The sequence below is a fragment of the Paenibacillus tengchongensis genome (assembly GCF_008973665.1).
Classification (GTDB): domain Bacteria; phylum Bacillota; class Bacilli; order Paenibacillales; family Paenibacillaceae; genus Paenibacillus_AQ; species Paenibacillus_AQ tengchongensis.
In genome coordinates this window covers 26,995-50,660 of record NZ_WACP01000005.1, presented here as the reverse complement: position 1 = coordinate 50,660, position 23,666 = coordinate 26,995, and the positions used below count along the sequence as shown (strand labels likewise).

The following is a 23,666-nucleotide window of genomic DNA, read 5'->3' as shown; positions in this document are numbered from 1 at the left end:
GAGGTAGAATTTTGCTGGCGATAAGGGTGGCGGGTATGCAGAAGTGGCATCATATTTTTCACAAAAGCACGGGGCTCAGCCCTTATGTGTGGGTTGTATTCTATATTCTTCCGTTTTATTTCATCTTCCGTTCCTCTTCGGTGGACCGCTGGGTATACGGGATCATCATGATTATGATGTTCTTCACCTGTTACGTGCTTTCCTTCAAATCGAAGGGCTGGGTGGTTTATTTCTGGACGAGCGTACAGCTGGTTGTATCCATCACTATGACACTGGTGTTCGGCTATATGTATTTTGCGCTGTTTCTGGCCTTCTTTATCGGGAATCTGCAGAACCGCATCGCTTTCTTCACACTGTATACGATTCATCTGCTGACTACGATCGTGGCCATCAACTATGAGCTGATTACGCGCAATCCCGTCTTTATCTCCCAGCTGCCGTTCGTGTTGGTCAGCATTATCGCAGTGGTGCTGCTTCCGGCAACAACCTACAACCGCAATAACCAGGATAAGCTGCAGGGGCAACTGGAGGATGCGAACAAGCGGATATCCGAGCTGGTCATTATGGAAGAGCGGCAGCGGATTTCCCGGGACCTGCATGATACGCTCGGGCAAAAGCTGTCCCTGATCGGGCTTAAGAGCGATCTGGCCGGCAAGCTGATGGAGAAGAATCCGGTGCAGGCGCGGAATGAAATCAACGATGTGCGGCAGACGGCGCGCAGTGCGCTCAAAGAGGTGCGCGAGCTGATCACCCAGATGCGCGGCATCCGTCTGGAGGATGAACTGGTGCGGGTAGCGCAGTTGCTGGCAGCGGCGGAAATCCGCCTGGAGCTTGGAGGCGAGCCGCGGCTGAAGAATGTGTCGCTGGTGGCGGAAAATGTGCTCGGCATGTGCTTGAGGGAAGCGGTCAACAATGTGGTTAAGCACAGCGGGGCGGATGTCTGCCGGATCGTAATTGAAGATCTGCCGACAGAAGTGATGATACGGGTACAGGATGACGGCAAGGGAATAGAGGGAAGCCATATTTATTATAAAGGCCATGGACTGCAGGGCATGCGGGAACGGCTGGAATTCGTCAACGGATCACTGGAGATCGCCGGGGACGGAGGGACATCCATTGCGTTCAAAGTGCCTGTGGCCGTAAGGCCGGAAGCGGAGGTGAACCATTCATGATTCAGATTGTCATAGCCGAAGATCAGCGGATGCTGCTGGGTGCGCTGGCGTCCCTGCTCGATCTGGAGGAGGATATGAAGGTGGTGGGTAAAGCGGCAGGCGGCGAGGAGGCTGTCAAGCTGGTGCGGGAGCTGAAGCCCGATATCTGCATTATGGACATTGAGATGCCGGGCATGAGCGGCCTGGAGGCGGCGGAGGCGCTGAAGGGCAGCGGTTGCAAAATCATGATCCTGACCACCTTCGCCCGGGCCGGCTATTTCGAGCGGGCGATGAAGGCGGGAGTGGATGCGTATCTCCTGAAGGACAGCCCCAGCGAGGAGCTGGCCCAGTCGGTCCGCAGCGTCATGGCCGGCCGGCGGCTGTACGCGCCCGAGCTGCTGGAGGAAGCCTACAGCGGCGAGCCGAACCCGCTCACCCAACGGGAGAAGGAAGTGCTGGGGCTGATCGCTGACGGCAAGAATACGAAGGAAATTGCGAGCCAGCTGTTTATCACTACAGGTACGGTACGCAATTACATCTCGGTTATCCTGGATAAGCTGGATGTCGGCAACCGGATCGAAGCGATTACGCGCTTCAAGGAGAAGGGCTGGTTTAAATAGCAGGAAGGCAAAGGGCGGCGGAAGCTGCTCTTTTTTTATTATTCCAGAACCCCGAGGCCCGTCTGGGTCTTTGTTATCATTTTGTCTCCCTGAAGGGTAATAGGATTGGAAGAGGAGGTTACATTTGCTAATATAAAAGCAAACATGTGCTCTTATATTTCATTATTCCAGTCGGGAGGAAAGACATTGCCAGATATTACAGCAACCTATGTGGATTCAATGGCCCCGAATGCGGCCGCGGCCAAGAACGGCCAGAACCTTGTGCGCAAGAACAGCTTCACCGAGTTGAGCCGTACGGAGTCCGGTGACCTGCTGTTCGGAAAGTGCGCAGGCAGCGGCAAGCAGCCTTACGTCTGCTCGGCTGATTTTATCATGCCTGATAAGCCGGTCTTCCGCTGCTCCTGCCCAAGCCGGCAGTTCCCCTGCAAGCATGCGCTGGGCTTGCTTTACGCCTATGCCGAGGGCAGGGGATTTGCGGTGAAGGATGTGCCCGAAGATGTGGCAGCGAAGCGGGAGAAGGCGGAGAAGCGCGAAGAGAACAAGGCAAAGCAGGAGGAAGGCGGCGCGGAGGCCAAGCCGAAGAAGGTCAATAAATCGGCGCTGCGCAAAAAAATGCAGGCCCAGCTCGAAGGCCTGGAGCAGCTGGAGAAGCTGGTGCTGTCGCTTGTACGCAGCGGACTGGCGACGGTGGATGCCAAGCGCCTGAAGGAGCTGCAAGGGCAAGTGAAGGAGCTGGGCAATTATTATTTGCCCGGAGCGCAGAACGAATTGCGCCGGCTGGTGATCCTGTTCGGGGAAGGGGAAGTGAGCGAGGAGGGCTATTCTTATCTGATGGAACAGCTTACGGTCATTCACGCCCTGATCCACAAAGGCCGCTCCCATCTGCATGCGCGCATGGAGGACCCGGAGCTGCTGCTGGACCCCGAGTCTACGATTGACGAGTGGCTGGGCCATGCCTGGCAGCTCTCCGAGCTGAAGAGCTTCGGCCGGATCAGGGAGAACGCCGAGCTGATCCAGCTGGCCTTCCACAGCTATAATGACCTGGCCCGTGCAGAATATGTCGATGAAGGCTTCTGGCTGGATCTGGGTGCAGGAGACGTCCACAGAACGATAAACTACCGCCCATATAAAGCGGCAAAGCTGATGCGGGAAGAAGACAGCTTCTTCGGTGTCGCGCAGATTCCTTGTTTATATGTCTATCCGGGCGGGCTGAACGCCCGTGTGCGTTATGAAGAGATGAGCGTCCGCCCGGCAGAAGCCGCTGATTACCGTGACATCCGGGAGGCGGCCCGGCGTTCCTATGCCGAAGCGGTGAAGACGGTCAAGCAGCAGCTCAAGACCCCGCTCGGCGACAAACGGCCGGTGCTGCTGCTGCATGCGGCCCAAGTCGGTGTTACAGCGGACGGACAGTTCACGGCGACGGATTCAGAGGGGCAGAGCCTCGTGCTGGAGGATATTTATCCGCTGGCCGAAGGCACCGTGCAGCTGCTGCCGTTCCTGCCGGCCGAAGCGCTCAGCGATTGTACGCTGCTGGTGATGTTCCACCATAATCCGGATACGAACCGGCTTACCGCCCAGCCGCTGACAGTCTTCAAGGATGAAGAAGCTTTCAGGATGTTGTACTGAGCATTCCAATGAACCCGATTAGACCATAAGGAGGAGAAACAGTGAGTACAACATTGCTGCAAGAACTTCATCAGGAGACCAGAAGGCTGTATATCGCCGGCAGCGATTTGGCGGCGGGCGATTTCCGGCTGAAGCGGCTGCTGCCGCAATTCCGCCAGCTCGGTGAACGCTCGGCCGTATTTAAGCGGATCGGAGAGGGCATTGCCGCGCTGGTGGAACCGGAGGCATCCGCAGAACCGCCTGCGGTGAAGCTCCAGGAGCTCGCGCTGCTGCTGGAATCGGTGCTTTATACACAGGGGACTTCCACGCCCGAAGGAAGTCCGGGTCCCATTGAAACTGTACCTGTGCGGACCCGGACAACGCTTGCCTACCGCAGGCTGGCGCCGATCCGCGATGCCCTGACGACCTCAGGCGGCGGCAGATATGAGATTATTATGGAGGCGTATAAAGAAGGAGCCTTTCAGGATCTGCGGCTGCTGCCGCTGGCCATCGGGGCGCTGGACGATCCTTACTCGGAAATTGCCGATTATGCCATGACGACGATCCTGCCGTCTTATGGCCAGGATATCGCCGGGGTGCTTGCCGGGCAGCTTGATCTGCAGGGCGGAAAGAATGATGTGCGCAAGCTTAAGGTTATAGGCGCTGCCGGCGGTCCCGAATGGCGCGGACTGCTGCTCTCGGCGGCCAAGGACGGCAAAGAAGCTATACGGACGACGGCCATTGAATTCCTGGCCGGCGAAGCGGATGTTGTGCCTCTTCTGCTGGAATGGTCCAGGGAATCTCGCAGCGCCATCCGCAAAGCGGCTTATGCGGCACTGGCCGAAGGCGGTTCGGTGGAAGGCGAGGAACGGATTATGGAAGCCTTTGCCGGGAAGGACAGGGAGGCGGCCGGGGAGGCGGTTTGCGGGAAGGTCAGTGCCGGGCTGGCCCGGCGGCTGACGGCGCTTTTTCATACAGAGCTGAATCAGGTAGAAGCCCCCCCTAAAGACGGCAAAGATAGCGAGAAGCTGTGGAGCCGTCTGCAGCCTTTTATTACAGCCCTTCGCGGGCTGCAAAGCCCTGAGCTGCTGGAGGCGTACCGCCATGTGCTGCGCAACTACAAGCGGTTCGCGCCTGTCGGCGGTTCATCGCTGCTTACACGGGCTGCCTCTTATGTGGAGAAACATGGAACTTATGAGGATTTACAGCTGATGCAGGAGCTGGAGCGCGAGCATGTGGTCTATGCGCATCAGCATTTCCATTTGGCCCGCAGGCTGCTGGCTCCCGCCGAATTGTATCACAGCTTTGCCGGCTCGCTGCTGGAGACGCTGAAGAATCTCGGCTCCAAGAGAAAGAATCAGCGCGAGCATATCTTGCTGGATGCCATTGAAGCGCTAGTGCTGCGCCGGGAATGGAGACAGGTGGAACGGGTGTGGGAAGGCTCCGGCTTCTATAATTCCCTGGACTATTTGATGCCCGGGGAAGAGGAACTGGACACATGGGATGCACGCTGGCTGGACTGGTTCGTGGCGAGAGGCTCGCTGAAGCTGACGGCGGCTTTTGCCCGTCCCGGGCATTCTGGGGCGCAAAGCTTTATGCTGAAGCATCTGGGCACACTGGAGCAGCGGGACAGGAATGAGCTGGTGCCCATTCTGTTCCAGGGGCTGGAACGGACCGGAATGCCGCTGCCTGAACGTCAGGAACTGCTGGTATCCCTGCTGGAGCAGGAGAAGAGATACTACCGGCCTTATGATTTTGACGGGGTTCTGTTCGGGATGCTGCTGGAGCTTCCGGCAAGCTATGCCGGCCGTATTGAAGCCTTGCTGCCGCGTTACCAGTATGAGGCCAGAAAGCAGCTGGCGTATGTGCTGGGCCAGGTTCAGGCTATGGCCTGAGCCAGCAGGCTGAAGCGAATATAAAGGAGAGGTGTACATGTCTACGGGACAAGAGAAGCCCGAAAGCGTTCTGCGGCTGCCGGCGGAAGTGCTGTACCGCGAAGAACTGGAGGCGCTGCGCAAGCAGGATAAAGACAAGATTCCGGCGGGGTGGCAAATGTCGCCCCGTTCGGTGCTGACCTTCATTACCGGCGGCAAGGCCGGCAAAACGCCGATCACCCCCAAATATATCGGCAACAACCGGCTGATTGAGATGGCTGTGGCCACGCTCGTCACCGACCGGGCGCTGCTCCTGATCGGCGAGCCGGGAACGGCGAAGTCCTGGCTGTCGGAGAATCTGGCTGCCGCCATTTACGGGAATTCCGGACTGGTAGTGCAGGGGACGGCGGGTACGAGCGAGGAGCATGTCCGCTACTCCTGGAACTATGCCATGCTGCTGGCTAATGGACCGACTCCGGAGGCTCTGGTCAAAAGCCCGATCATGCGGGCCATGGAGCAAGGCGGGATTGCCCGGTTCGAGGAAATTTCGCGCTGCGCCTCGGAAGTGCAGGATGCGCTGATCTCCATTCTGTCCGAGAAGACGATCTCTGTGCCTGAGCTCGGCGGCGAGACAAGCGCCCGCAAAGGCTTCTCCATCATCGCTACCGCCAATACCCGTGACCGCGGCGTCAATGAGATGTCGGCGGCCCTCAAGCGCCGCTTCAATATCATCGTGCTGCCCGCTCCCGCCGATCTGGAGACGGAAATGGCAATTGTGAAGAAGCGGGTGGGCGAAATTGCAGCCTCCTATGAGCTGCAGGCCGCTGCTCCGGCAGACGAGGCGCTGCTGAAGGTGGTGACGATCTTCCGCGAGCTGCGCAGCGGAATGACGCTTGACAGGAAGGAGAAGGTCAAAACGCCCGCCGGCGTCATTTCCACGGCGGAGGCGATTTCCCTGCTCACGAACAGCATGGCGCTGGCCGCGAGCTTCGGCAGCGGCGAACTGACCGACATCGACCTGGCGGCAGGACTGCAGGGTGCGATCGTCAAGGACGACGATAAGGACCGGCTGGTGTGGAAGGAATATCTGGACAATGTGATGAAGAAACGGGGAACGGAGTGGCGCGGCCTGTATCAGGCCTGTAAGGAGATGAATGAGTGATAACGGATGCCAGAGCGAGCGTAAATATATTCGGGGTGCGGCATCTGTCGCCGGGTGCCGCCAAGCATCTGCTTAGCTTCCTGAATGAAATCCAGCCGACAGCGGTGCTGATCGAAGGACCGGCCGATGCCGACGGTGAAATCCGCCATTTGACGCAGCCTCTTACGAAGCCGCCGGTGGCCATTCTGGCTTTTACCGATGAACTGCCCGTCCGCACGGTGCTGTGGCCCTTTGCCGTCTATTCCCCGGAATATCAGGCGATGAAATGGGCGGCGGAGCACGGGGCGGAGGCCGCGTTCATCGATCTTCCTACTTCGGTCATGCTCGGACTTCAGGATAAGCTTGAGCGTAAAAGGGCTGCCGTCCGTACAGAAGAGACCGGCCCGGCGGAGCCGGCCAATCCGGATGCCGGGATTGCAGAAGAATCGCTGTACAGCCGGATCGCCGCCTTGGCCGGTGAGTATGATTACGACATGTACTGGGAACGGCATTACGAGCACAACCTGAACAGCGGGGCCTACCGGGAGGCGATTTCCGCGTTCTCCGGAGAGATGCGTGAGCTATCCGAGAGCCGGGAGCAGCAGGAGCAGCCGCTCGAATATGCTTACAATGCGCTTAGAGAGTCGTATATGCGCCGCAGGATTGATGAAACCATTGCAGCGGGCCACCGGCCCGACAAGATTGTCGTTGTCTGCGGAGCTTATCATGCCGCAGCGCTGGCCGCCCCGCTGGCCGCCATCAGCGATGCCGAGCTGCAGGCCTTGCCTGCCCGCAGCGCCAAGCTGACGCTGATGCCTTATTCCTATTACAAGCTGTCCACCATGTCCGGCTACGGCGCGGGAAATGCGGCGCCGCATTATTTCCAGATGATGTGGGAGATGATGGAGAGCGGCAGCCTGGACACGCTTCCCCACCGCTATCTGTCTGCGGTGGCGGGTCATGTGCGGCGCGCAGGAACATACCGCTCTACAGCCGAAGTCATCGAGGCTGTACGGCTGGCGGAATCGCTGGCGGCGCTGCACGGCGGCAGCGCACCGACACTGCGCGATCTGCGGGACGCCGCGCTGACACTGCTCGGCCACGGCGAGCTGGCGCCGGTGTCCGAAGCGCTCGCCAGAGTCGATGTGGGCACGGATATCGGCAATCTGGCCGAAGGTGTCAGCCAGACCCCGATTCAGGATGACCTGAACCGGCTGCTGAAGCGCTATAAGCTGGAGAAGTACAGAAGCACCGTTGCCGGCGAGCTGCTGCTCGATCTGCGCGAGAACCGCCGGGCTGCGGGCGAGGAAGCCGCGTACCTCGATCTGAACCGCTCCATCCTGCTGCAGCGGCTCCGGTTCCTCGGCATCGGCTTCGCCCAACTCCGGCCAGCGAGGCAGGACGCGGCCACGTGGGCAGAAGAATGGGTGCTGCAATGGTCCCCCGAGGTGGAAATCCAGGTCGTGGAAGCGACGCTGCTCGGAGAAACGGTGGAGGTTGCCGCGGCCTTCATGCTGCGGGAGAAGCTGAGCCAGTGCAGGACCATCGCCGAAGCGTCGGCTTTGATCAAGATCGCCTGCCTGTGCGGCATGACCGCGCAGATTGAAGAATCCACCCGGGTGCTGCAGCGCCTGGCTGTCGACAGCCGCGACGTGACCGGCATCGCCGCTGCGGCGCGCGATCTTGCCGCCATTACCGGCTTCGGCGGCATCCGCAAGGTGGATACCGCACCGCTCGTTCCGCTGCTCGCGGAGCTGTTTACACGGGGCTGCCTGTTTCTTCAGGAAGCAAGCGGCTGCAACGACGAAGCAGCCGGCGGGATGCTTACGGCGATGAATGAGCTTAACGCCATCTCCCTGGACTACAGCGGGACGGTGGATGAAGAGCTGTGGCTGCGTGAGCTGCTGGGGCTGGCGGAGCGGGATGACCGCAATCCCCGCCTGTCGGGCCTGGCCTGCTCCATTCTTCTGGAGCGGGGGACGATGGACGGCGAGACGCTTGCCGCCGAAGTCTCGCGGCGGCTGTCGCCGGGCAGCCCGGCCGATCTCGGCGCCGGCTGGTTCGAGGGTCTGGCCATGCGCGGCCGTTATGCCTTATTGTCGCGGATGAGCCTGTGGGAGCAATTGAACGATTATATCAATCAATTAGAAGACCGGGAGTTTAAGCGGGCACTCGTATTTCTGCGCCGGGCGTTCAGCTCTTTCACCGCGCGTGAGAAGACGCTTGTCTCCGAGCTGCTGGGCGAGTTATGGGGAGTGAACGCAGAATCGGCCGCTGAGTTCTTGACCGGTGAACTGAAGGAGGAGGAAGCCAAGATGCTGGAGCAGCTGGACGATTTTGACTTCGATGATTTGCTATGAACGGTAACAGCAAGTTGAACGCCCATACGGCGACGCGCTGGCGGCTGATCCTTGGGCAGGAAGCCGAGCAGGCGCTGTCGCAGAGTGTTCCCGGGGGCTCAGTGGAGCTTACGGAAGAGGAGCTCATTATGGATGCGGCGCTGGCAGCGATCTACGGGGGCGAGAACGCTGAAGATCCGGCGGCCCAGGGGAGAGGCAAGGGGGCGGGAAGCGGACGCAGTGCCGTGCATCTCTCCAAATGGCTGGGCGATGTGCGCAGCCTGTTCCCTGATGATGTGGTGTCCGTGATCCAGAACGATGCGATGGAACGCAAGGGCTGGAAAGAGCTGCTGCTGGAGCCGGAGCTGCTGGCTTCGGTGAAGCCGGATATCGCACTCGTGGGCACGCTGCTGTCGCTGAAAGGCAAAATCCCCGAGAAGACCAAAGATACGGCACGTATGCTTGTGCAGTCACTTGTGGATGAGCTCGTCAAGCTGCTGGAGACCGATATCCGGCAGGCGGTCACCGGAGCGCTGAACAAGCGGCAGCATTCGCCGCTCCCTTCCCTGAGCGGCCTGGACTGGAAGCTGACGATCAACCGGAACCTGAAGAACTACGACCGGGAGCGGCGGATTGTCATTCCCGAGCGCATGTATTATTTCGACCGCTCCCGCCGCAGCAAGGAATGGACGATCATCGTGGATATCGACCAGAGCGGTTCAATGGCCGATTCTGTGATCTGGGCCTCCATTGTCGCCTCCATCTTTGCGAGTATCCCTGCACTCAACACACGCGTCGTCGCTTTCGATACCGAGATCGTCGATTTAACCGAACAGTGCGGTGATGATCCGGTCGATATGCTGTTCGGCATTCAGCTGGGCGGCGGAACGGACATCCATAAATCGGTGAAATACTGCGAGCAGTTCATTACAGAACCCCGCAAAACCCTGTTCATTATCGTCTCCGATCTCTATGAGAACGGTAATCAGGCCGGCCTTGTACGGCGGATGCGTGAGCTGCGGGAAGCGGGCGTACGGACCATGACGCTGCTGGCCCTGTCGGATGAAGGGAAGCCTTCCTATGACGAGCGCCTTGCGGCCCAGCTTTCCCGTGACGGCACGCCGTGCTTTGCCTGCACTCCGGCCGTGCTGCCCGCTCTGGTGGAAGGGGCGCTGAAGGGCCAGGATCTGGCTGGACTTGCGAAGCGCTTGGGGGCGCTGTAAAGTGAACTGCACCCGTCAAATAGACAGCTATCCATGATCCCGATTGAATCGACTTTTGCCAAAATCCTGCTAGGGCAATAACACAAGCTTGATATTGTAATAATAAGCAGAGCAGCGATTTTCTCGCTTCAGGGAGAATCACTGCTCTGCATTTCTGTCCAATCTGTTACCTATTTGATTGATGGCTGCATAATAAATATCTTCACTTGATCGGCTCGTCATCAACCTTCCTATGAAGTGAAAGGCGCATGAGTGCCAAATTAGCATTGATGGCCTACGTTTATTGATAACTAAATTGTGAGATAATATTCGTTGCATTAAGATTTGCGCTTAATATACTAATGTTAAGTGCAAATCTTTTCTTATTTTTCAAAGGAAGAAGGCTAAAATAAATTGACTAAAATGTATTCTAAAATCTTCATTCTGGTTTTGTGCATATGTGTATTAGTCCTTTCTTTCTTCTTCAATTTCCCCAAAAAAGTGAACATATCCAGAGATGCTGTGACATTTATCGAAAACAACCAATTGACAACAGTTAGTACGAAAATAAGAATCTCTGGTACATTATATAGACCGTTATTACGTCAACATAAGTTTAAAGGAAACATATTTATTGAAGGTTATGATTTTACAAACAATAACATAATGACTGATATCGCTATTACAAAAAGAGAAAATGGAATAAATATGGGGGGGCTACAATATCAATCGTTCACTAGTTCTCCCTCATCGATTAAAGAGATTGGAAGCGGAATGATATGGTTCGATAACAATTTCCGGAATATTAATATTTGGACCACACCAACTTGGGGACAAAAGAATGGTAAAGAACCTAATTTCTTTATTGTTACGGGTATAAATTACGGGCAAGCGATTAAAACCCAACAGAGTATGAAGGGAAAATTTGGTGAAGGTTTTGTCCCATAATCACTGTATTTATTTTACTGCTAAGAAAGTAACAATGGGCGTTTATTTGACGATCAAGATCATGTAATACCTGGGATAGAACCTGATCATTCAGAAGACTTATGATCCGTTATTCGCGGTCAATGTGCTGTAAAGCTCTTTCACGCTAAAAAAGGCAAGACTTACTTTTCGTTCACATATTGTGTAAGCTGCACATATCCTTTATAATCGGGAATTAAAAAGCGCCTATCACAGGGAGCTGCTTGAAAGGAATTGAAGTTCTTATGTCAAGTAAGTTGAGAGCGGGTATCGTGGGCGGTACCGGTATGGTGGGTCAACGTTTTATCGCACTTCTTGAGAATCATCCATGGTTTGAAGTTACGGCCATCGCGGCAAGCGCCAATTCGGCGAACAAGACCTATGAGGAATCGGTCAAGGGCAGATGGAAGCTGTCCACGCCGCTGCCGGAAGGCGTCAAGCATATCGTTGTACAGGATGCCTCCAAGGTGGAGGAGGTAGCTAAGGATGTCGACCTGATCTTCTGTGCAGTGGACATGAAGAAGGAAGAAATCAAGGCGCTGGAAGAAGCCTACGCGAAGACCGGCACGCCGGTCATTTCCAACAACTCTGCGCACCGCTGGACAACGGATGTGCCGATGGTCATTCCGGAGATCAATCCGGAGCATCTGGAGGTTATCGCCCAGCAGCGTAAACGCCTGGGTACGGAGACCGGGTTTATCGCCGTGAAGCCGAACTGTTCGATCCAGAGCTACATGCCGGCGCTCAATGCGCTGAAGGAGTTCAAGCCGTCCAAGGTGGTTGTTACCACCTATCAGGCGATTTCCGGCGCCGGCAAGACGTTCACCGATTGGCCGGATATGGTGGACAACGTCATTCCGTTCATCGGCGGAGAAGAAGAGAAGAGTGAGCAGGAACCGCTGCGCATCTGGGGCTCGGTTACGGATGAGGGCATTGTGAAGAGCGAAAGCCCGGTCATCACCACCCAGTGTATCCGCGTGCCGGTAGCCGACGGCCATCTGGCGGCGGCGTTCGTCTCCTTCGAGAAGAAGCCGACCAAGGAAGAGATTCTTGAACGCTGGCAGAGCTTCAGCGGCCGTCCGCAGGAGCTGGGACTGCCGAGCGCACCGAAGCAGTTCATCACTTACTTCGAGGAAGAGAACCGTCCGCAGACCCGCCTGGACCGTGACATCGAGAACGGCATGGGCGTCTCGGCCGGCAGACTCCGCGAAGACACGCTGCATGATTATAAATTCGTCAGCCTCTCCCACAATACGGTCCGCGGCGCAGCCGGCGGCGCCGTGCTGATCGCCGAGCTGCTGAAAGCGGAAGGCTACATCGTACCGAAGCAATAACTTGCTGCTTCTGCAGCAGGGTAATATCCCCCAGCACAACAAAGCCCGCCCTGGCCGGAGATGTTCCGGTCAGGCGGGCTATTTGGGCTTTTATACCTGTTTAGTCAGGCTGCCGGCTCCGAACTGGGTTTCATACAAGTCCCTGTATATGCCATCCTCTGCCAGCAGCTCTTCATGCCGGCCCTGCTGCACGATAGAACCGGCCTGTACGACCAGGATTTGGTCCGCAGAGATAATCGTGGAGAGGCGGTGGGCGATGACGATGCCGGTCTTGTTCTGCAGCAGGCCGTGCATCGCCTCTTGGATATAATGCTCCGACAGGGTGTCGAGCGAAGATGTCGCCTCGTCCATAATGATGACCGGCGGATTCTTCAGCAGCACGCGGGCGATGGAAATCCGCTGCTTCTCCCCGCCGGACAGCTTGATGCCCCGGTTGCCCACCACAGTCTCATAGCCCTCCGGCAGTCCCATAATAAAATCATGAATGTAAGCCGCCCGGCAGGCCTCCTCCACTTCGGCGGGCGTGGCGTCCGGGCTCGCATACAGCAGATTGTCGCGGATCGTCCCGTTGAACAGGTAAGTGTCCTGCGTGACCAGCCCAATCTGGGAGCGCAGCGAGGCCAGGGTGAAGTCCCGGAGATCGGTGCCGCCGATCGTAATCCGGCCGGAGGTGGCTTCATACAGCCGGGGGATGAGATTCGTGATGGTCGTCTTTCCGGCTCCGCTCGGGCCCACCAAGGCGGTCAAGGTCCCGGCAGGGGCGGTAAAAGATACCCCGTGCAGCGCCGGTTTGTCCGGCTGATACGCGAAGCTGACCTCTTCAAAGACGATATTCCGGCCTGCGGCTTCCAGCGGACGGGCACCCGGCTGATCCGTTATTCCGGGCTCCATATCGAAGTAATCGAATATCCGTTCAAACAGCGCCGCCGATCTTTTGATATCGACATAGAGATTGGTCATCTGCATCACCGGGCTATACAGCCGCCCCAGCAAAGCGACGAAGGTGACGATCGTACCGACGGTAAGCTCCCCTTGAATGAACAAATAACCGCCGTACAGGTAAATCAGCATCGGACCGACCGAAGTAAACGTGGTCAGTGCCATCATGAACCAGCGTCCGGCCAGCGACTCTCGGATCTGCAGCCTGGTCGCTTCCGCGTTCGTCCGCTGAAACGTATGGTATTCCTGATCCTCCCGGGTGAAGAGCTTCATCAGCAGATAACCGCTGAGGCTGAGCGTTTCCTGGACCACCTGGTTCTGCTCGGCGAATTTCTCCTGTGTCTGTTTGGCGAGCTTCCAGCGCAGGCTGCCCATTTTGCGGGTAGGCACGATAAAGAGGGGAACCACGATAATCCCCAGCAGCGCAAGCTTCCAGTTCATCAGGAATAAGGCTGCGCCGGTGGTAGCGAGAATAAACAGATTGCTGGCAAAATTGACAATCGTGCTGTTGAATACCCCCTGCACCCCGGAGATATCGCTCGTCATACGTGTGATAACCTCACCCTGCCGGACCGAGGAGAAGAACTGCAGGGGCATCCGCTGCAGATGGCGGTACATCTGGTTCTTCATATCATGGACGATGTGCTGGGAGATAAAAGAGTTTAAGTAATTCTGCAGCACGCCCAGCAAACCCGAGACCACTGTAGTTGCCAGTGAAGCCAGCACAAACATAAACAGCAGCCGCAGATTCCGCTCCGGAAGCGCCCGGTCGATAATCTGCTGGATCAGGATCGGGGGCAGCAGACCAAGGACAGCGGAGACACACAGTACAGCGATTACGAGCAGCGCCGGTTTCCAGTAAGGGGTAAAATACTGAAGAATCCGCAGGAGCAGCGCTTTGGACAAATGCGTCTTGCCGCTCTCATCGTCAAATTTAAACTTGGCGTGCCCCGGTCCCATACCGAAGCCCCCGCCGCCTATATCTCTTGGCATGAGCCATCACCTGCTTTAATCCAAATTCATTGTTCGGCAGCCTGCTTCAGCTTACCCAGCAGCTCCAGATTCAGCTTCAGCAGCCCGGCTGTTTCGCTTTCCGTGAACCGGCTTAGCGCTTCTTCAAGCACTTTGAAGGCGGCAGCTTCGGTATTGTAGCGCAAGCAGCATTCCTCACCGGCAGCGGTAATATACAGCCTGGTTTCCCGGCGGTCCTGCTCGGAGGCCCTGCGGTCCACCAGCCCCTTCTCCACCAGCGCATCAATATGCAGACTGACCCGGCTCTTGGCAAAAACCAGCTGCTCCGTTACTTCCTTCTGCGTCAGTCCGGGACGCGCCAGTACGGTATTTAATATGCCGATCTGGTGTACGGTTAGTCCCAGCTCCGCTGCGCTTTGATGGGCGAGCTTCTTGAGCTGCCGGGATACGGCAAAGAAAGAGTTATAAATGTCGACTGTCCGGGGCTGAACTCCCATAATATCCCGCCTCTCCATAAAGTTACGCTTGTAAACTGTTAACAATGTAAACTAAATATACACCTGCCGCAGCCAAAAGTAAACCAGCTGCTCATTATCTCCGGTGCCGCCATAAAAAAACACGCAGCGCCTAATGGCTGGCTGCGTGTCTGTCTTATTGCCGCATCGCGTGCCGGAAACCGGCTGAGGCTTGGCGGATGTCTTCGGCCGCTGCGATGGCCGAAATGACGGAGACGCCGTCGGCCCCGGCCTCAATCACCGGCCGCGCCGAGCCGGCGGTGATTCCGCCGATGCCGACGAGCGGAATATCCAGGCCGCAGCGCCGCAGCTCCTCCAGAATCGGCGGGCCTTGCACCGCTCTGGCGTCGTCCTTGGAAGCGGTGGGGTAAATCGGGCCGATGCCGAGATAATCGGCTCCGTCGGCAACGGCCTGCCGCGCTTCGTCCACCGTATGGGCCGAAACGCCGATAATTTTGTGCGCGCCGAGCCGCCGCCGGAGCTCCCGGGCCGGCGCATCGTCCTGGCCGACATGGACGCCGTCGGCATCCAGAAGCTCCGCCAGCCCGATATCGTCGTTGACGATAAAGGGCACGCTGTTCTCGCGGCAGATCGCCTGCAGCTGCCGCCCGAGCTCCAGCGCTGCAGCTCCCTGCAGCGCGCCGGCGCCCTTCTCGCGGTACTGGAACAGCGTAACGCCTCCGGCTATTGCCTCGCGCAGCGTATCGGCGGGCGAGAGGCGCGGGCAGTTCACGCTGCCCATAATAAAATACAGCCGCAGCAGGCTGCGCATGGCAGCAGGATCGATCCGGCTCATGCCTGCCCACCCCCGGAGCCGCCGCGTTTGCGGTAGGCGCTGTGGTTCGTCGGGCCGGCGCCGGCGCCGAGCTCCAGGCTGTCTTCGATGGCCGCCTGGATGAACGCTTTGGCGGTCCGGACGGCTTCCTGGACCGTACGGCCCTTCGCCAGCTCAGCTGTCACCGCAGCGGAGAAGGTGCAGCCTGTGCCATGCGTGTGCCGCGTGGCAATGCGCGGGCTCTGCAACAGCGTGAAATGTTCGCCGTCATATAACAGATCGCTGACGGTACCGTCAGCACTGTCCCCGGCGTGGCCGCCCTTCAGTACGACAAACTGCGGCCCCATGCTGTGAATCAGCCGGGCGGCCGTTTCCCGGTCCGCGTTGCCGGAAATGGTCATGCCGGTCAGGATTTCCGCCTCGGGAAGATTCGGCGTAACGGCCAGGCAGAGCGGCAGCAGCTCCCTGATGAGCGCCTGCACCGCTTCCTGCTGCAGCAGGGGGGAGCCGCCCTTGGCGACCATGACCGGGTCGACTACGAGCTTCTCCCAGCCGTATTCACGGACTTTGCCGGCGGTAATCCGTACCAGCTCACCGCTGAACAGCATGCCGGTCTTGACGGCATCCGGCGGCAGGTCGGCGCCGACGGAATCGAGCTGGGCCGCCAGAGCCTCGGCGGACAGCGGATAAACGCCCTGCACGCCGAGCGTGTTCTGGGCTGTGACCGCCGTCAGGGCGGACATTCCGTAGACGTCCAGCTCCTGGAAGGTCTTCAGGTCCGCCTGGATGCCTGCGCCGCCGCCGCTGTCCGAGCCGGCGATGGTCAATGCTTTGTATACTTGGGTCATCGTATCTGCTCCTTGTCTGTGTATGGGGCGGTGCTTACATTTGGTCGGCCAGCAGCCGGATTTGCGCCCGCTCGCGGTAGATTTCCGGTGTCACTGCGGCCAGCTGGTTCAGAAACTCGATCTGGAAGCTGCCCGGTCCAAGCCCGGCTGTCTTCTCTGCCGCCAGCTCGGCGGCAACGGAGTAGAAGGCCAGCGCTTCAGCAGCAGCCGTAATCCAGGACCCGCCGCTGACAGCCAGGAAAGCGCCGACCACCGCGCTAAGGAGGCAGCCTGTACCGGTTACCTGGGTGAGCAGCAGATGTCCGCCGCCGATTACATAGACGCTGGCGCCGTCAGTAATGACGTCCTCCGGTCCGGTAACAATAACGACGCAGCCGAGCTTCAGCGCCGCCTTGCGCGCGAGCGCAACGACATCCCCGTCGCCGGTGCCGGCGTCGACGCCCTTGCTGGCCCAGCGTTCGCCGGCGATGCTGGCGATTTCCGCAACGTTGCCGCGCACCGCCGTGAACTGCAGCGCATGAACCAGCTGATAGGTCACCTCGCTGCGGTACGGCGTTGCGCCCGCTCCCACCGGATCAAGGACAAGCGGCACCTTATGGTGATTGGCGCTCCGGCCGGCCAGCAGCATGGACTCGATGGCGGCATCGTTCAGCGTGCCGATGTTCAGCACGACCGCTCCGGCCATCGCGGCGACATCCTCCATCTCCTCGCGGGCGTCGGCCATGAACGGCGAGGCGCCGAGCGCCAGCAGGCCGTTGGCGGTGAAATTGGCCACAACGATGTTGGTGATATTGTGGACCAGCGGCTTCTCTTCACGAAGCTTCTGAATAAATGACATGTATAATTCCTCCTAATAAATATTGTATTGTTTTGTTGCCTGCTTTGCTTTGTAGATAGATCCGCCAGCGGATATATCAACTTCGGCTGTTAAGGAATCAGATGACCTTATTCTCAATATCAGCGCATCCCAGGCGGGGTGAAGGGGCTAGCCTTCTCCATCCTCTCACCAAATCAAAGCCTCCAATGGCTCAATCTGCAGGCGCATTATAAATTGACAAAAGCATCTCCGCTCTGCACTTCGCTGTCCAATAGGCCATTCTGCTTCAGCCATTCTGCGACCTGCTCCCAGACCGCCCCGTCCTGATCCCCGAAAGGGTGCTTCCCGGCATCCATCAAGGGCAGCAGCAGCTCCAGGCTGCGGGCTTCGATGTCGCGTTCCAGCGGGGCGGTGGCGTCCTGCTGTGCCAGCAGCAGGTCCAGGGCCTCCTGCGGATGCTCCGCAGTGAACTGCTGGCCCTTGCGCGCCGCACGCAGGAACGCGGCGTACGCCTCCTGCGACTGCTGCAAGCCGGGTTCACTGGCCACCAGCACCAGCTCATAATAATCCGGCACCCCATAGTCCGTCGGATCAAAGGAGGTCATCGGCACGCCTTCCTTCTCCAGGAGCAGGGCTTCATGGTTGATGAAGCCGCCGATAATGCCCTCGACGCGGCCGGTGGTCACGGCCGGAATCAGGTCATAGCCGACGTCAATCATATTGAGGGAAGCGGCGTCGCCTCCGTCGTAGTTGACCATCGCACGCAGCATGGCCTCATACAAGGGGATGGAGGAGAAGCCGACGGCATGTCCGGAGAGATCCTTCGGGCTAGCGATGCCGCCGCTTTCGGGAACCAGCAGATGGTTCAGCGGGTGACGCACAAGTGCGGCGATGGAGCGGACCGGTATCTCTTCTCCGCGGGCCATCAGCACCTGCGGCTGGTAGCTGAGCGCCAGATCGGCCTTGCCGGCGGCGACCAGCTTCAGTGCGTCATTGCTGTCCGCCGGCATTTGGATCGTCACGTCAAGTCCTTCTTCGTCGAAATAGCCTTGTTCTTCAGCCGCGTAAAGAAACGTGTGTACGGCGTTGGGATACCAGTCGAGCATCACCGTGAGCGGCTGCAGCTTTGTTCCACTGCCACTGCCGCTGCCTGCGGATTCGTTGGTAGCAGACGGCGTTCCGGCGGCATTGCCGCAGCCGCCCAGTGCGGGCAGCAACAGTGCCAGGCACAACAGCGGAATCCAGCCGGTTGTCCGTCTCCGGTACCTCTTTATTATTGGGTTCATAGAAGTAATCCCCTTTTCTTCAGAATGATTCTCTCAAGCAGGGCCATAGCCAGAAATAAGGCCATCCCCAACAAGGCCAGCAGAAGAATCGCGGCAAACATTTCGGCGCTCTGCAGATTGCCGGCCGTGCGGCGGCTGTAATAGCCGAGCCCTTTGCCGCCGCCGAGCCATTCGCCGATCGTCGCCCCGATCACGCAGTAGACGATGCAGAGCTTGAGACCGGAGAAATAAGCCGGCAGCGCCATGGGAATCTGCGTCTTGAAGAACAGCTGCCGGCGGCCAGCGCCGAGTGTAAGCAGCAGATCCTTGTACATATCCCCGCCCGCGCGCAGACCGTCGAAAGTGCCGACCACGACCGGAAAGAAAGCGGTCAGCAGCACGACGGCCAGCTTACTCCACAGCGTGTATCCGAACCAAAGGATAAATACAGGAGAGAGCGCGATCATCGGAATCGTCTGGCTGATGATCAGCAGCGGATACAGCGCCTTTTCCAGCGGCCCGTACAGATGCATGGCGGCTCCCAGCACAGTTCCGCCGCCTGCCGCCAGCGCGAAGCCCAGCAGCGCTTCCGTCAGCGTCGCCGGCAGATGCGTACCCAGCAGCAGCGGAGCCTGGCTAAGGAGCGCGGCCCAGACCGCAGTCGGCGCCGGTAAAATAAAAGCAGGAACAATCCCCGTACGCGCGGCCGTCTCCCAGCACGCCAGGATCAGGAGCAGCAGCACAATGAATGGTCCGTAACGGCGCAGCTGCATATTAAACCATCCGGTGATCCGCATACAGGCATCGCTCCATTTCCCGGCGCAGCGCCGCAAATTCCGGAACATAGCTGAGTTCCGGGGTACGCGGGCGCGGCAGAGGGACGGCCAGCTCCTGAAGTGTGCCGCCTGCCATAATGTAAATCCGGTCGCTGAGGAGCAGTGCCTCCTCCAGGTCATGGGTGATAAGCAGAACGGTCTTGTCGATCCCGTTCCACAGCTCCAGCAGCCAGCGGTGCAGCTCCCGCTTGGTGATGGCGTCGAGCGCGCCGAAGGGCTCGTCCAGCAGCAGCAGCGGCCGGCCGGCGGCGAAGGTGCGCAGCAGCGCGATCCGCTGGCGCATGCCGCCGGAGAGCTGCCGGGGGAAGGCCGTCTCCGTACCGGAGAGGCCGAAGCGCTGCAGCAGCTCCCGGATCTGCGCGACCGCCTGGGCTTTGCTGCCGTCCCTGCGGATCTCCCAGGGCAGCAGGCAATTATCCAGCACGGTGCGCCAGGGGAGCAGCAAATCCTGCTGCGGCATGTAGGCGACCCGGCCCAGACGCTCTGCGGCGGCTCCGGCCGGCTCTCCGTAGAGAGAGATTTCTCCGCCGCCATGCTCCAGCAGGCCCGCAATGATCTTGAACAGCGTGCTTTTTCCGCAGCCGCTGGCACCGACAATGGCAACGAATTCGCCCCGGCCGGCGGTAAGGGAGAGATTGTGAAAGACGGTTCCTGTTCCGGGCGGGCCATACGAATAGGACAGACCGGTAATAGACAACATAGCTATGAGGCTGTACCCCCTTTTGTAACAAATGCCGGATAGATGATCACCGCTGCCCGGTCTTGCACAACAAAAAAACCCATTGATTTCCGGAGGGAAACAAATGGGTTCTGAACGTTTTAGGGCGGCAACGAAAAACATTTCGCTAAAGACGTCTGCTCCACTTCCCTCCGCTGGTATGATCCAGATCAGGTTCCAAGGGTCCGGAAGCTTAAGCTCCGTCTCAGTCGGCCGACTCCCCTAGTGAAATAACAGGCATTCAAGTTTGCAATTGCTAATTAATATACCATAATTTTCAGGCTTGTAAAGAGAGACCGAAACAGAAGCATGCCGGAAATGCCATCGTTTTGGAGACAGATCCGGCATATTGGGGCAATCTAATCCGGCAAGCGCAAGGCGCAGGAGGCAAGTCTGCAACGTACACCGTATACCGTTGGGCAGTCAATTAAATACTTACTGTGGAGGGAGCTTTTTTCCATGAAAAAAACGTTGATGATCACCCTGCTGCTTGTCCTGCTCGTGCTGCCGGGCTGCGGCGGCAATAATACAGGCAGCAACAATACAAACGAGGGCGCAGCCAATACAGCTGCCAATGAGGCGGAGAACCAGGAAGCATCGGGAAGCCTGGCTGCAGTTAAGACAGCCGGCAAGCTGCGGATCGGTACGGAGGGAACTTACGCCCCGTTTACCTATCACGGCACGGATGGCAAGCTCACCGGCTTTGATGTGGAGATCGCTGCGGAAATTGCCAGACGGCTGGGCGTCGATGCCGAGTTCGTGGAAGCGCAATGGGACGGATTGTTCGCCGGGATGGATGCCGGCCGGTTCGATACCATTTTTAACGAGGTGTCGATTACGGAGGAGCGCCAGGCGAAATATGATTTCTCCGAGCCGTATATCGTTTCCAAAGCGGTACTCATTGTCGCCGAGGACAATAATGACATCAAGAGCTTCGCCGATCTGAAGGGCAAGAAATCCGGCCAGTCGCTGACCAGCAATCTCTCGCAGATCGCCAGGGATAACGGTGCGGAAATCGTAAGTGTAGAGGGCTTTAATCAGGCGATCGACTTGCTGGTGTCGGGGCGTATTGACGCAACGGTGAATGACGGGCTGTCTTTTCTGGATTTAAAAAAGCAGAAGCCGGATGTGAAAATCAAGATGGTAGACGAAGAAGAAGGTGGCTCCCGCAGTGCTGCGGTGTTCCCGAAAGGCAAGGCGGACCTGGTGCAGGCGGTAAACGAAGCGCTGGCCGCCATGAAGAGCGATGGAACATATCTGCAAATCTCCGAGAAGTACTTCGGAGCCGATGTATCCAAATAAGCAGTGCAAAGGATGGCTGAATGATGGATGAGCGCAAACTGCAAATACTTCAGGATTCGCTGCTGCCCCTGCTGCAGGCCGGGCTGGCCTATACGCTGCCGCTGGCTTTGCTTTCCTTTGTGCTGGGACTGCTTCTTGCGGTAGCAACGGCGCTTGTCCGGATCTCCTCCTGGTATATTCCGCAGCAGATCGCCCGTTTCTATGTCTGGGTCATCCGCGGCACCCCGCTGCTGGTCCAGCTGTTCATCATCTTCTACGGGCTGCCTGCCGCCGGCGTCGTGCTCGATCCGTTCATTGCAGCGCTCATCGGCTTCACGCTCAGTGTCGGCGCGTATTCTTCGGAAATCGTGCGGGCGGCGATCCTCTCGATCCCCAAAGGGCAGTGGGAGGCAGCGTACTCGCTCGGGATGACCCGTAGTCAGGCGCTGCGGCGGATTGTGCTGCCCCAGGCCGCCCGCGTCAGTGTGCCGCCGCTCAGCAATTCCTTTATCAGCCTGATTAAGGATACCTCGCTGGCGGCAGGAATCACTTATGTGGAGATGTTCCGTACTGCCCAACAGATCACCGCTGTCACCTATGAGCCATTGCTGCTCTACAGCGAGGCGGCCGCCGTCTATTTGCTGTTCTGCTCGGTGCTGTCGGTACTGCAGCATCTCCTGGAACGGCGCTTTGACCGTTACTCGGCGGCTTAGGCCGCGCATTGTGAAATAGGCAGGAGGAAATTCAGTGATTGAAGTCCGTGATTTGCACAAATCTTTCGGTCCGCTTGCGGTGCTTAAGGGAATCAACCTGTCCCTGGCACATGGTAAAGTGCTGGTCATTATCGGCCCCTCAGGCTCGGGCAAAACTACGCTGCTCCGCTGCCTGAACCTGCTGGAGATTCCGGATACGGGCAGCCTGGGCATCGGCGGGCAGCGCGTCGAATTCGCGGCAGGGGGCGGGGTGCCCGCCAAAGCGGTCCGCGCACTGCGCCTGAAGACAGGGATGGTATTCCAGTCCTTTCATCTGTTTCCGCACATGACGGCGCTGCAAAATGTAATGGAGGGTCCGGTGACTGTGCAGAAACGGAGCAGGACGGAAGCGGCGCTGCTCGGCCGGGAGCTGCTCGGCAAAGTGGGTCTTGCCGGAAAGGAGGATGCCTATCCGCATCAGCTCTCGGGCGGGCAGCAGCAGCGGGTCGCGATTGCCAGGGCCATGGCGACATCCCCGGAGGTGCTGCTCTTCGACGAGCCGACCTCGGCACTCGATCCCGAGCTGGTGGGCGAAGTGCTCAAGGTTATCCGGCAATTGGCCGCCGAGGGGATGACTATGGTAATCGTCACGCATGAGATGAAATTTGCCGCCGATGTTGCCGACCAGCTCGTACTGATGGACGGGGGCGTTATTCTGGAGCAGGGTCCGCCGGAGCAGGTATTTGACCATTCTGCGCATCCGCGTGTCCGGCAATTCCTGAACCGGCTCGGCGGGGAGGAGTAGTGGCAGGTTGATAGAACAGCAATAAGCCATCCGAAAGATTCTTCCGGATGGCTTGAACTGTTTCAGCGGTTTCTGCCGCAGCGCAGGCCTGGTTAGTTCCCGGCTGAGCCCGCCGCCTTGGCATTCAGATAATCCAGGGCATTGTAGAGCATGACGGCCGCTTCGGCCCGGGTCAGCTCGCTCTTTGGATTGAAATTGCCGTTCTTGTCAAGCGTATTAATGCCGTACTTCAATGAGCGCTGGATGGTACCCTGGTAAGAAGGGTTGATGTCCTCCTCATCCGAAATGTCGGCCGGTACGATGTTGATCAGCGGCAGATTGCCGGCCTTTTCAGTCGCCTGGATCAGCAGGCTGGTGAATAGTTCCTTGGTCATCGGCTTGGCCGGATCAATGTTTGCGGGGATATCCACATCATTGTAATGAGCATTCACGAAGGCTTCGGCATACCATGCGGTGTCCTTCACTTTACTGAAGATATCGCTGGCCAGAGGCGCTTTGTTGAAATCGATGGCTGCGAGGCTGAGCTGCAGGCCGCCCGATATAAACTGTACGCCTTGCGCATTGGAGACGATGGAGCCGGGCTGGAACTGCGTGTCGGAAATGCCTTTAATCAGACCTTGCTCCTTCAGGGCGATAATTTTGTCCTTGCCTTCTACCTTATCGATATCCTTGAAGGTGTTGACGGCTGCAAATGCGGGTCCTCCCAGGGAGAATGCGAGAAGTGAAACGAATGTCGCCGCCGCTATGGTGCTGTTTTTCATGTTCATCAGAATTCCACCTCTTGTCTAGGGTTTGCCGTTTGGCTGATTTCAACTCCTTAAACGCAGCAAAAAGTGGAAAGTTGCAGGGAAGACCGTTTTTTTGCGAAAATAAAAAGCTGCGTCTGCACAGAAGACTTTTCAAGCAGCGGCTTATTTGCTATACTTAGTTTATAATAATTCTAAAATAATATTAAATTTAATGATACTGCT

21 protein-coding genes and 1 riboswitch are annotated in these 23,666 nt (G+C 58.0%); of the genes, 12 read left to right on the top strand and 9 right to left on the bottom strand.

Translation table 11 applies throughout. The features are described from left to right. Positions 1 to 35 precede the first annotated feature (35 nt). The 9 genes from F1381_RS09940 to asd all read left to right on the top strand — a co-directional run bounded on the left by F1381_RS09940 (position 36) and on the right by asd (position 12,232). Positions 36 to 1,172 carry a sensor histidine kinase gene (locus tag F1381_RS09940; RefSeq protein WP_151734981.1) on the top strand — a complete coding sequence of 379 codons (1,137 nt, stop codon included), beginning with the start codon at positions 36 to 38 and terminating at the stop codon, positions 1,170 to 1,172. After that, positions 1,169 to 1,771, top strand: coding sequence for a response regulator transcription factor (locus tag F1381_RS09935; protein WP_151734696.1), 603 nt, complete (start codon positions 1,169 to 1,171; stop codon positions 1,769 to 1,771). The genes F1381_RS09940 and F1381_RS09935 overlap by 4 nt, the downstream gene beginning before the upstream one ends. Before the next feature lie 186 nt (positions 1,772 to 1,957). Next, positions 1,958 to 3,397 (top strand): SWIM zinc finger family protein, encoded by a 1,440-nt coding sequence (locus tag F1381_RS09930; protein WP_151734695.1) that lies wholly within the window; start codon positions 1,958 to 1,960, stop codon positions 3,395 to 3,397. A 41-nt stretch (positions 3,398 to 3,438) separates the two neighbouring features. Further along, positions 3,439 to 5,271 (top strand): HEAT repeat domain-containing protein, encoded by a 1,833-nt coding sequence (locus F1381_RS09925; RefSeq protein WP_151734694.1) that lies wholly within the window; start codon positions 3,439 to 3,441, stop codon positions 5,269 to 5,271. A gap of 37 nt (positions 5,272 to 5,308) precedes the next feature. Then, entirely contained in the window at positions 5,309 to 6,412 is a 1,104-nt protein-coding gene (locus tag F1381_RS09920; RefSeq protein WP_151734693.1) for an ATP-binding protein, read from the top strand. Continuing rightward, positions 6,409 to 8,751, top strand: coding sequence for a DUF5682 family protein (locus tag F1381_RS09915; RefSeq protein WP_151734692.1), 2,343 nt, complete (start codon positions 6,409 to 6,411; stop codon positions 8,749 to 8,751). The genes F1381_RS09920 and F1381_RS09915 overlap by 4 nt, the downstream gene beginning before the upstream one ends. Then, the gene (locus F1381_RS09910; RefSeq protein WP_151734691.1) at positions 8,748 to 9,953 is read left to right on the top strand and encodes a VWA domain-containing protein; all 1,206 of its coding nucleotides are present in this window, start codon (positions 8,748 to 8,750) and stop codon (positions 9,951 to 9,953) included. The genes F1381_RS09915 and F1381_RS09910 overlap by 4 nt, the downstream gene beginning before the upstream one ends. A 480-nt stretch (positions 9,954 to 10,433) precedes the next feature. Further along, the gene (locus F1381_RS09905; RefSeq protein WP_187355278.1) at positions 10,434 to 10,880 is read left to right on the top strand and encodes a hypothetical protein; all 447 of its coding nucleotides are present in this window, start codon (positions 10,434 to 10,436) and stop codon (positions 10,878 to 10,880) included. 263 nt (positions 10,881 to 11,143) lie between these two features. Then, positions 11,144 to 12,232 (top strand): aspartate-semialdehyde dehydrogenase, encoded by a 1,089-nt coding sequence (gene asd, locus F1381_RS09900; protein WP_151734689.1) that lies wholly within the window; start codon positions 11,144 to 11,146, stop codon positions 12,230 to 12,232. Between the two features lie 90 nt (positions 12,233 to 12,322). Here asd and F1381_RS09895 read toward each other — a convergent pair whose 3' ends face one another. From F1381_RS09895 to F1381_RS09860, 8 genes are all read right to left on the bottom strand, one after another. Then, complete coding sequence (locus tag F1381_RS09895) at positions 12,323 to 14,164, bottom strand: ABC transporter ATP-binding protein (RefSeq protein WP_222850432.1); 1,842 nt, start codon at positions 14,162 to 14,164, stop codon at positions 12,323 to 12,325. Positions 14,165 to 14,190: 26 nt separating this feature from the next. After that, positions 14,191 to 14,640: a MarR family winged helix-turn-helix transcriptional regulator gene (locus F1381_RS09890; RefSeq protein ID WP_187355277.1), complete on the bottom strand. Its 450-nt coding sequence runs from the start codon at positions 14,638 to 14,640 to the stop codon at positions 14,191 to 14,193. 154 nt (positions 14,641 to 14,794) lie between these two features. Then, positions 14,795 to 15,454 (bottom strand): thiamine phosphate synthase, encoded by a 660-nt coding sequence (thiE, locus tag F1381_RS09885; RefSeq protein WP_151734687.1) that lies wholly within the window; start codon positions 15,452 to 15,454, stop codon positions 14,795 to 14,797. Further along, entirely contained in the window at positions 15,451 to 16,281 is an 831-nt protein-coding gene (gene thiD, locus F1381_RS09880; protein ID WP_151734686.1) for a bifunctional hydroxymethylpyrimidine kinase/phosphomethylpyrimidine kinase, read from the bottom strand. The genes thiE and thiD overlap by 4 nt, the downstream gene beginning before the upstream one ends. 34 nt (positions 16,282 to 16,315) lie before the next feature. Continuing rightward, positions 16,316 to 17,119, bottom strand: a complete 804-nt coding sequence (gene thiM, locus F1381_RS09875) for a hydroxyethylthiazole kinase (RefSeq protein ID WP_151734685.1) — start codon at positions 17,117 to 17,119, stop codon at positions 16,316 to 16,318. A 206-nt stretch (positions 17,120 to 17,325) separates the two neighbouring features. Further along, entirely contained in the window at positions 17,326 to 18,384 is a 1,059-nt protein-coding gene (locus F1381_RS09870) for an ABC transporter substrate-binding protein (protein WP_151734684.1), read from the bottom strand. Then, the gene (locus F1381_RS09865) at positions 18,381 to 19,160 is read right to left on the bottom strand and encodes an ABC transporter permease (RefSeq protein ID WP_246187975.1); all 780 of its coding nucleotides are present in this window, start codon (positions 19,158 to 19,160) and stop codon (positions 18,381 to 18,383) included. Before F1381_RS09865 ends, F1381_RS09870 begins: the two co-directional genes overlap by 4 nt. Next, positions 19,138 to 19,899 carry an ABC transporter ATP-binding protein gene (locus F1381_RS09860; RefSeq protein WP_151734683.1) on the bottom strand — a complete coding sequence of 254 codons (762 nt, stop codon included), beginning with the start codon at positions 19,897 to 19,899 and terminating at the stop codon, positions 19,138 to 19,140. Before F1381_RS09860 ends, F1381_RS09865 begins: the two co-directional genes overlap by 23 nt. 148 nt (positions 19,900 to 20,047) lie before the next feature. After that, positions 20,048 to 20,151, bottom strand: a riboswitch (TPP riboswitch). Between the two features lie 225 nt (positions 20,152 to 20,376). Here F1381_RS09860 and F1381_RS09855 point away from each other — a divergent pair. From F1381_RS09855 to F1381_RS09845, 3 genes are read left to right on the top strand one after another with little or no spacing between them, the layout of a single operon-like run. Then, positions 20,377 to 21,219: an amino acid ABC transporter substrate-binding protein gene (locus F1381_RS09855; RefSeq protein ID WP_151734682.1), complete on the top strand. Its 843-nt coding sequence runs from the start codon at positions 20,377 to 20,379 to the stop codon at positions 21,217 to 21,219. Between the two features lie 23 nt (positions 21,220 to 21,242). Beyond that, complete coding sequence (locus F1381_RS09850) at positions 21,243 to 21,911, top strand: amino acid ABC transporter permease (RefSeq protein ID WP_151734681.1); 669 nt, start codon at positions 21,243 to 21,245, stop codon at positions 21,909 to 21,911. A gap of 34 nt (positions 21,912 to 21,945) precedes the next feature. Continuing rightward, positions 21,946 to 22,695: an amino acid ABC transporter ATP-binding protein gene (locus F1381_RS09845; protein WP_151734680.1), complete on the top strand. Its 750-nt coding sequence runs from the start codon at positions 21,946 to 21,948 to the stop codon at positions 22,693 to 22,695. A 92-nt stretch (positions 22,696 to 22,787) separates the two neighbouring features. On the opposite strand, the gene F1381_RS09840 is transcribed toward F1381_RS09845, so the two are convergent. Continuing rightward, the gene (locus tag F1381_RS09840; RefSeq protein ID WP_151734679.1) at positions 22,788 to 23,462 is read right to left on the bottom strand and encodes an S-layer homology domain-containing protein; all 675 of its coding nucleotides are present in this window, start codon (positions 23,460 to 23,462) and stop codon (positions 22,788 to 22,790) included. Positions 23,463 to 23,666: the final 204 nt, after the last annotated feature.

Coding starts and splice junctions, on each gene's coding strand:
- F1381_RS09940 (WP_151734981.1), top strand. CDS start 36: ATGCAGAAGTGGCATCATATTTTTCACAAAAGCACGGGGCTCAGCCCT.
- F1381_RS09935 (WP_151734696.1), top strand. CDS start 1,169: ATGATTCAGATTGTCATAGCCGAAGATCAGCGGATGCTGCTGGGTGCG.
- F1381_RS09920 (WP_151734693.1), top strand. CDS start 5,309: ATGTCTACGGGACAAGAGAAGCCCGAAAGCGTTCTGCGGCTGCCGGCG.
- F1381_RS09910 (WP_151734691.1), top strand. CDS start 8,748: ATGAACGGTAACAGCAAGTTGAACGCCCATACGGCGACGCGCTGGCGG.
- asd (WP_151734689.1), top strand. CDS start 11,144: ATGTCAAGTAAGTTGAGAGCGGGTATCGTGGGCGGTACCGGTATGGTG.
- F1381_RS09895 (WP_222850432.1), bottom strand. CDS start 14,164: ATGCCAAGAGATATAGGCGGCGGGGGCTTCGGTATGGGACCGGGGCAC.
- F1381_RS09890 (WP_187355277.1), bottom strand. CDS start 14,640: ATGGGAGTTCAGCCCCGGACAGTCGACATTTATAACTCTTTCTTTGCC.
- thiE (WP_151734687.1), bottom strand. CDS start 15,454: ATGAGCCGGATCGATCCTGCTGCCATGCGCAGCCTGCTGCGGCTGTAT.
- thiD (WP_151734686.1), bottom strand. CDS start 16,281: ATGACCCAAGTATACAAAGCATTGACCATCGCCGGCTCGGACAGCGGC.
- thiM (WP_151734685.1), bottom strand. CDS start 17,119: ATGTCATTTATTCAGAAGCTTCGTGAAGAGAAGCCGCTGGTCCACAAT.
- F1381_RS09870 (WP_151734684.1), bottom strand. CDS start 18,384: ATGAACCCAATAATAAAGAGGTACCGGAGACGGACAACCGGCTGGATT.
- F1381_RS09865 (WP_246187975.1), bottom strand. CDS start 19,160: ATGCGGATCACCGGATGGTTTAATATGCAGCTGCGCCGTTACGGACCA.
- F1381_RS09860 (WP_151734683.1), bottom strand. CDS start 19,899: ATGTTGTCTATTACCGGTCTGTCCTATTCGTATGGCCCGCCCGGAACA.
- F1381_RS09855 (WP_151734682.1), top strand. CDS start 20,377: ATGAAAAAAACGTTGATGATCACCCTGCTGCTTGTCCTGCTCGTGCTG.
- F1381_RS09850 (WP_151734681.1), top strand. CDS start 21,243: ATGGATGAGCGCAAACTGCAAATACTTCAGGATTCGCTGCTGCCCCTG.
- F1381_RS09840 (WP_151734679.1), bottom strand. CDS start 23,462: ATGAACATGAAAAACAGCACCATAGCGGCGGCGACATTCGTTTCACTT.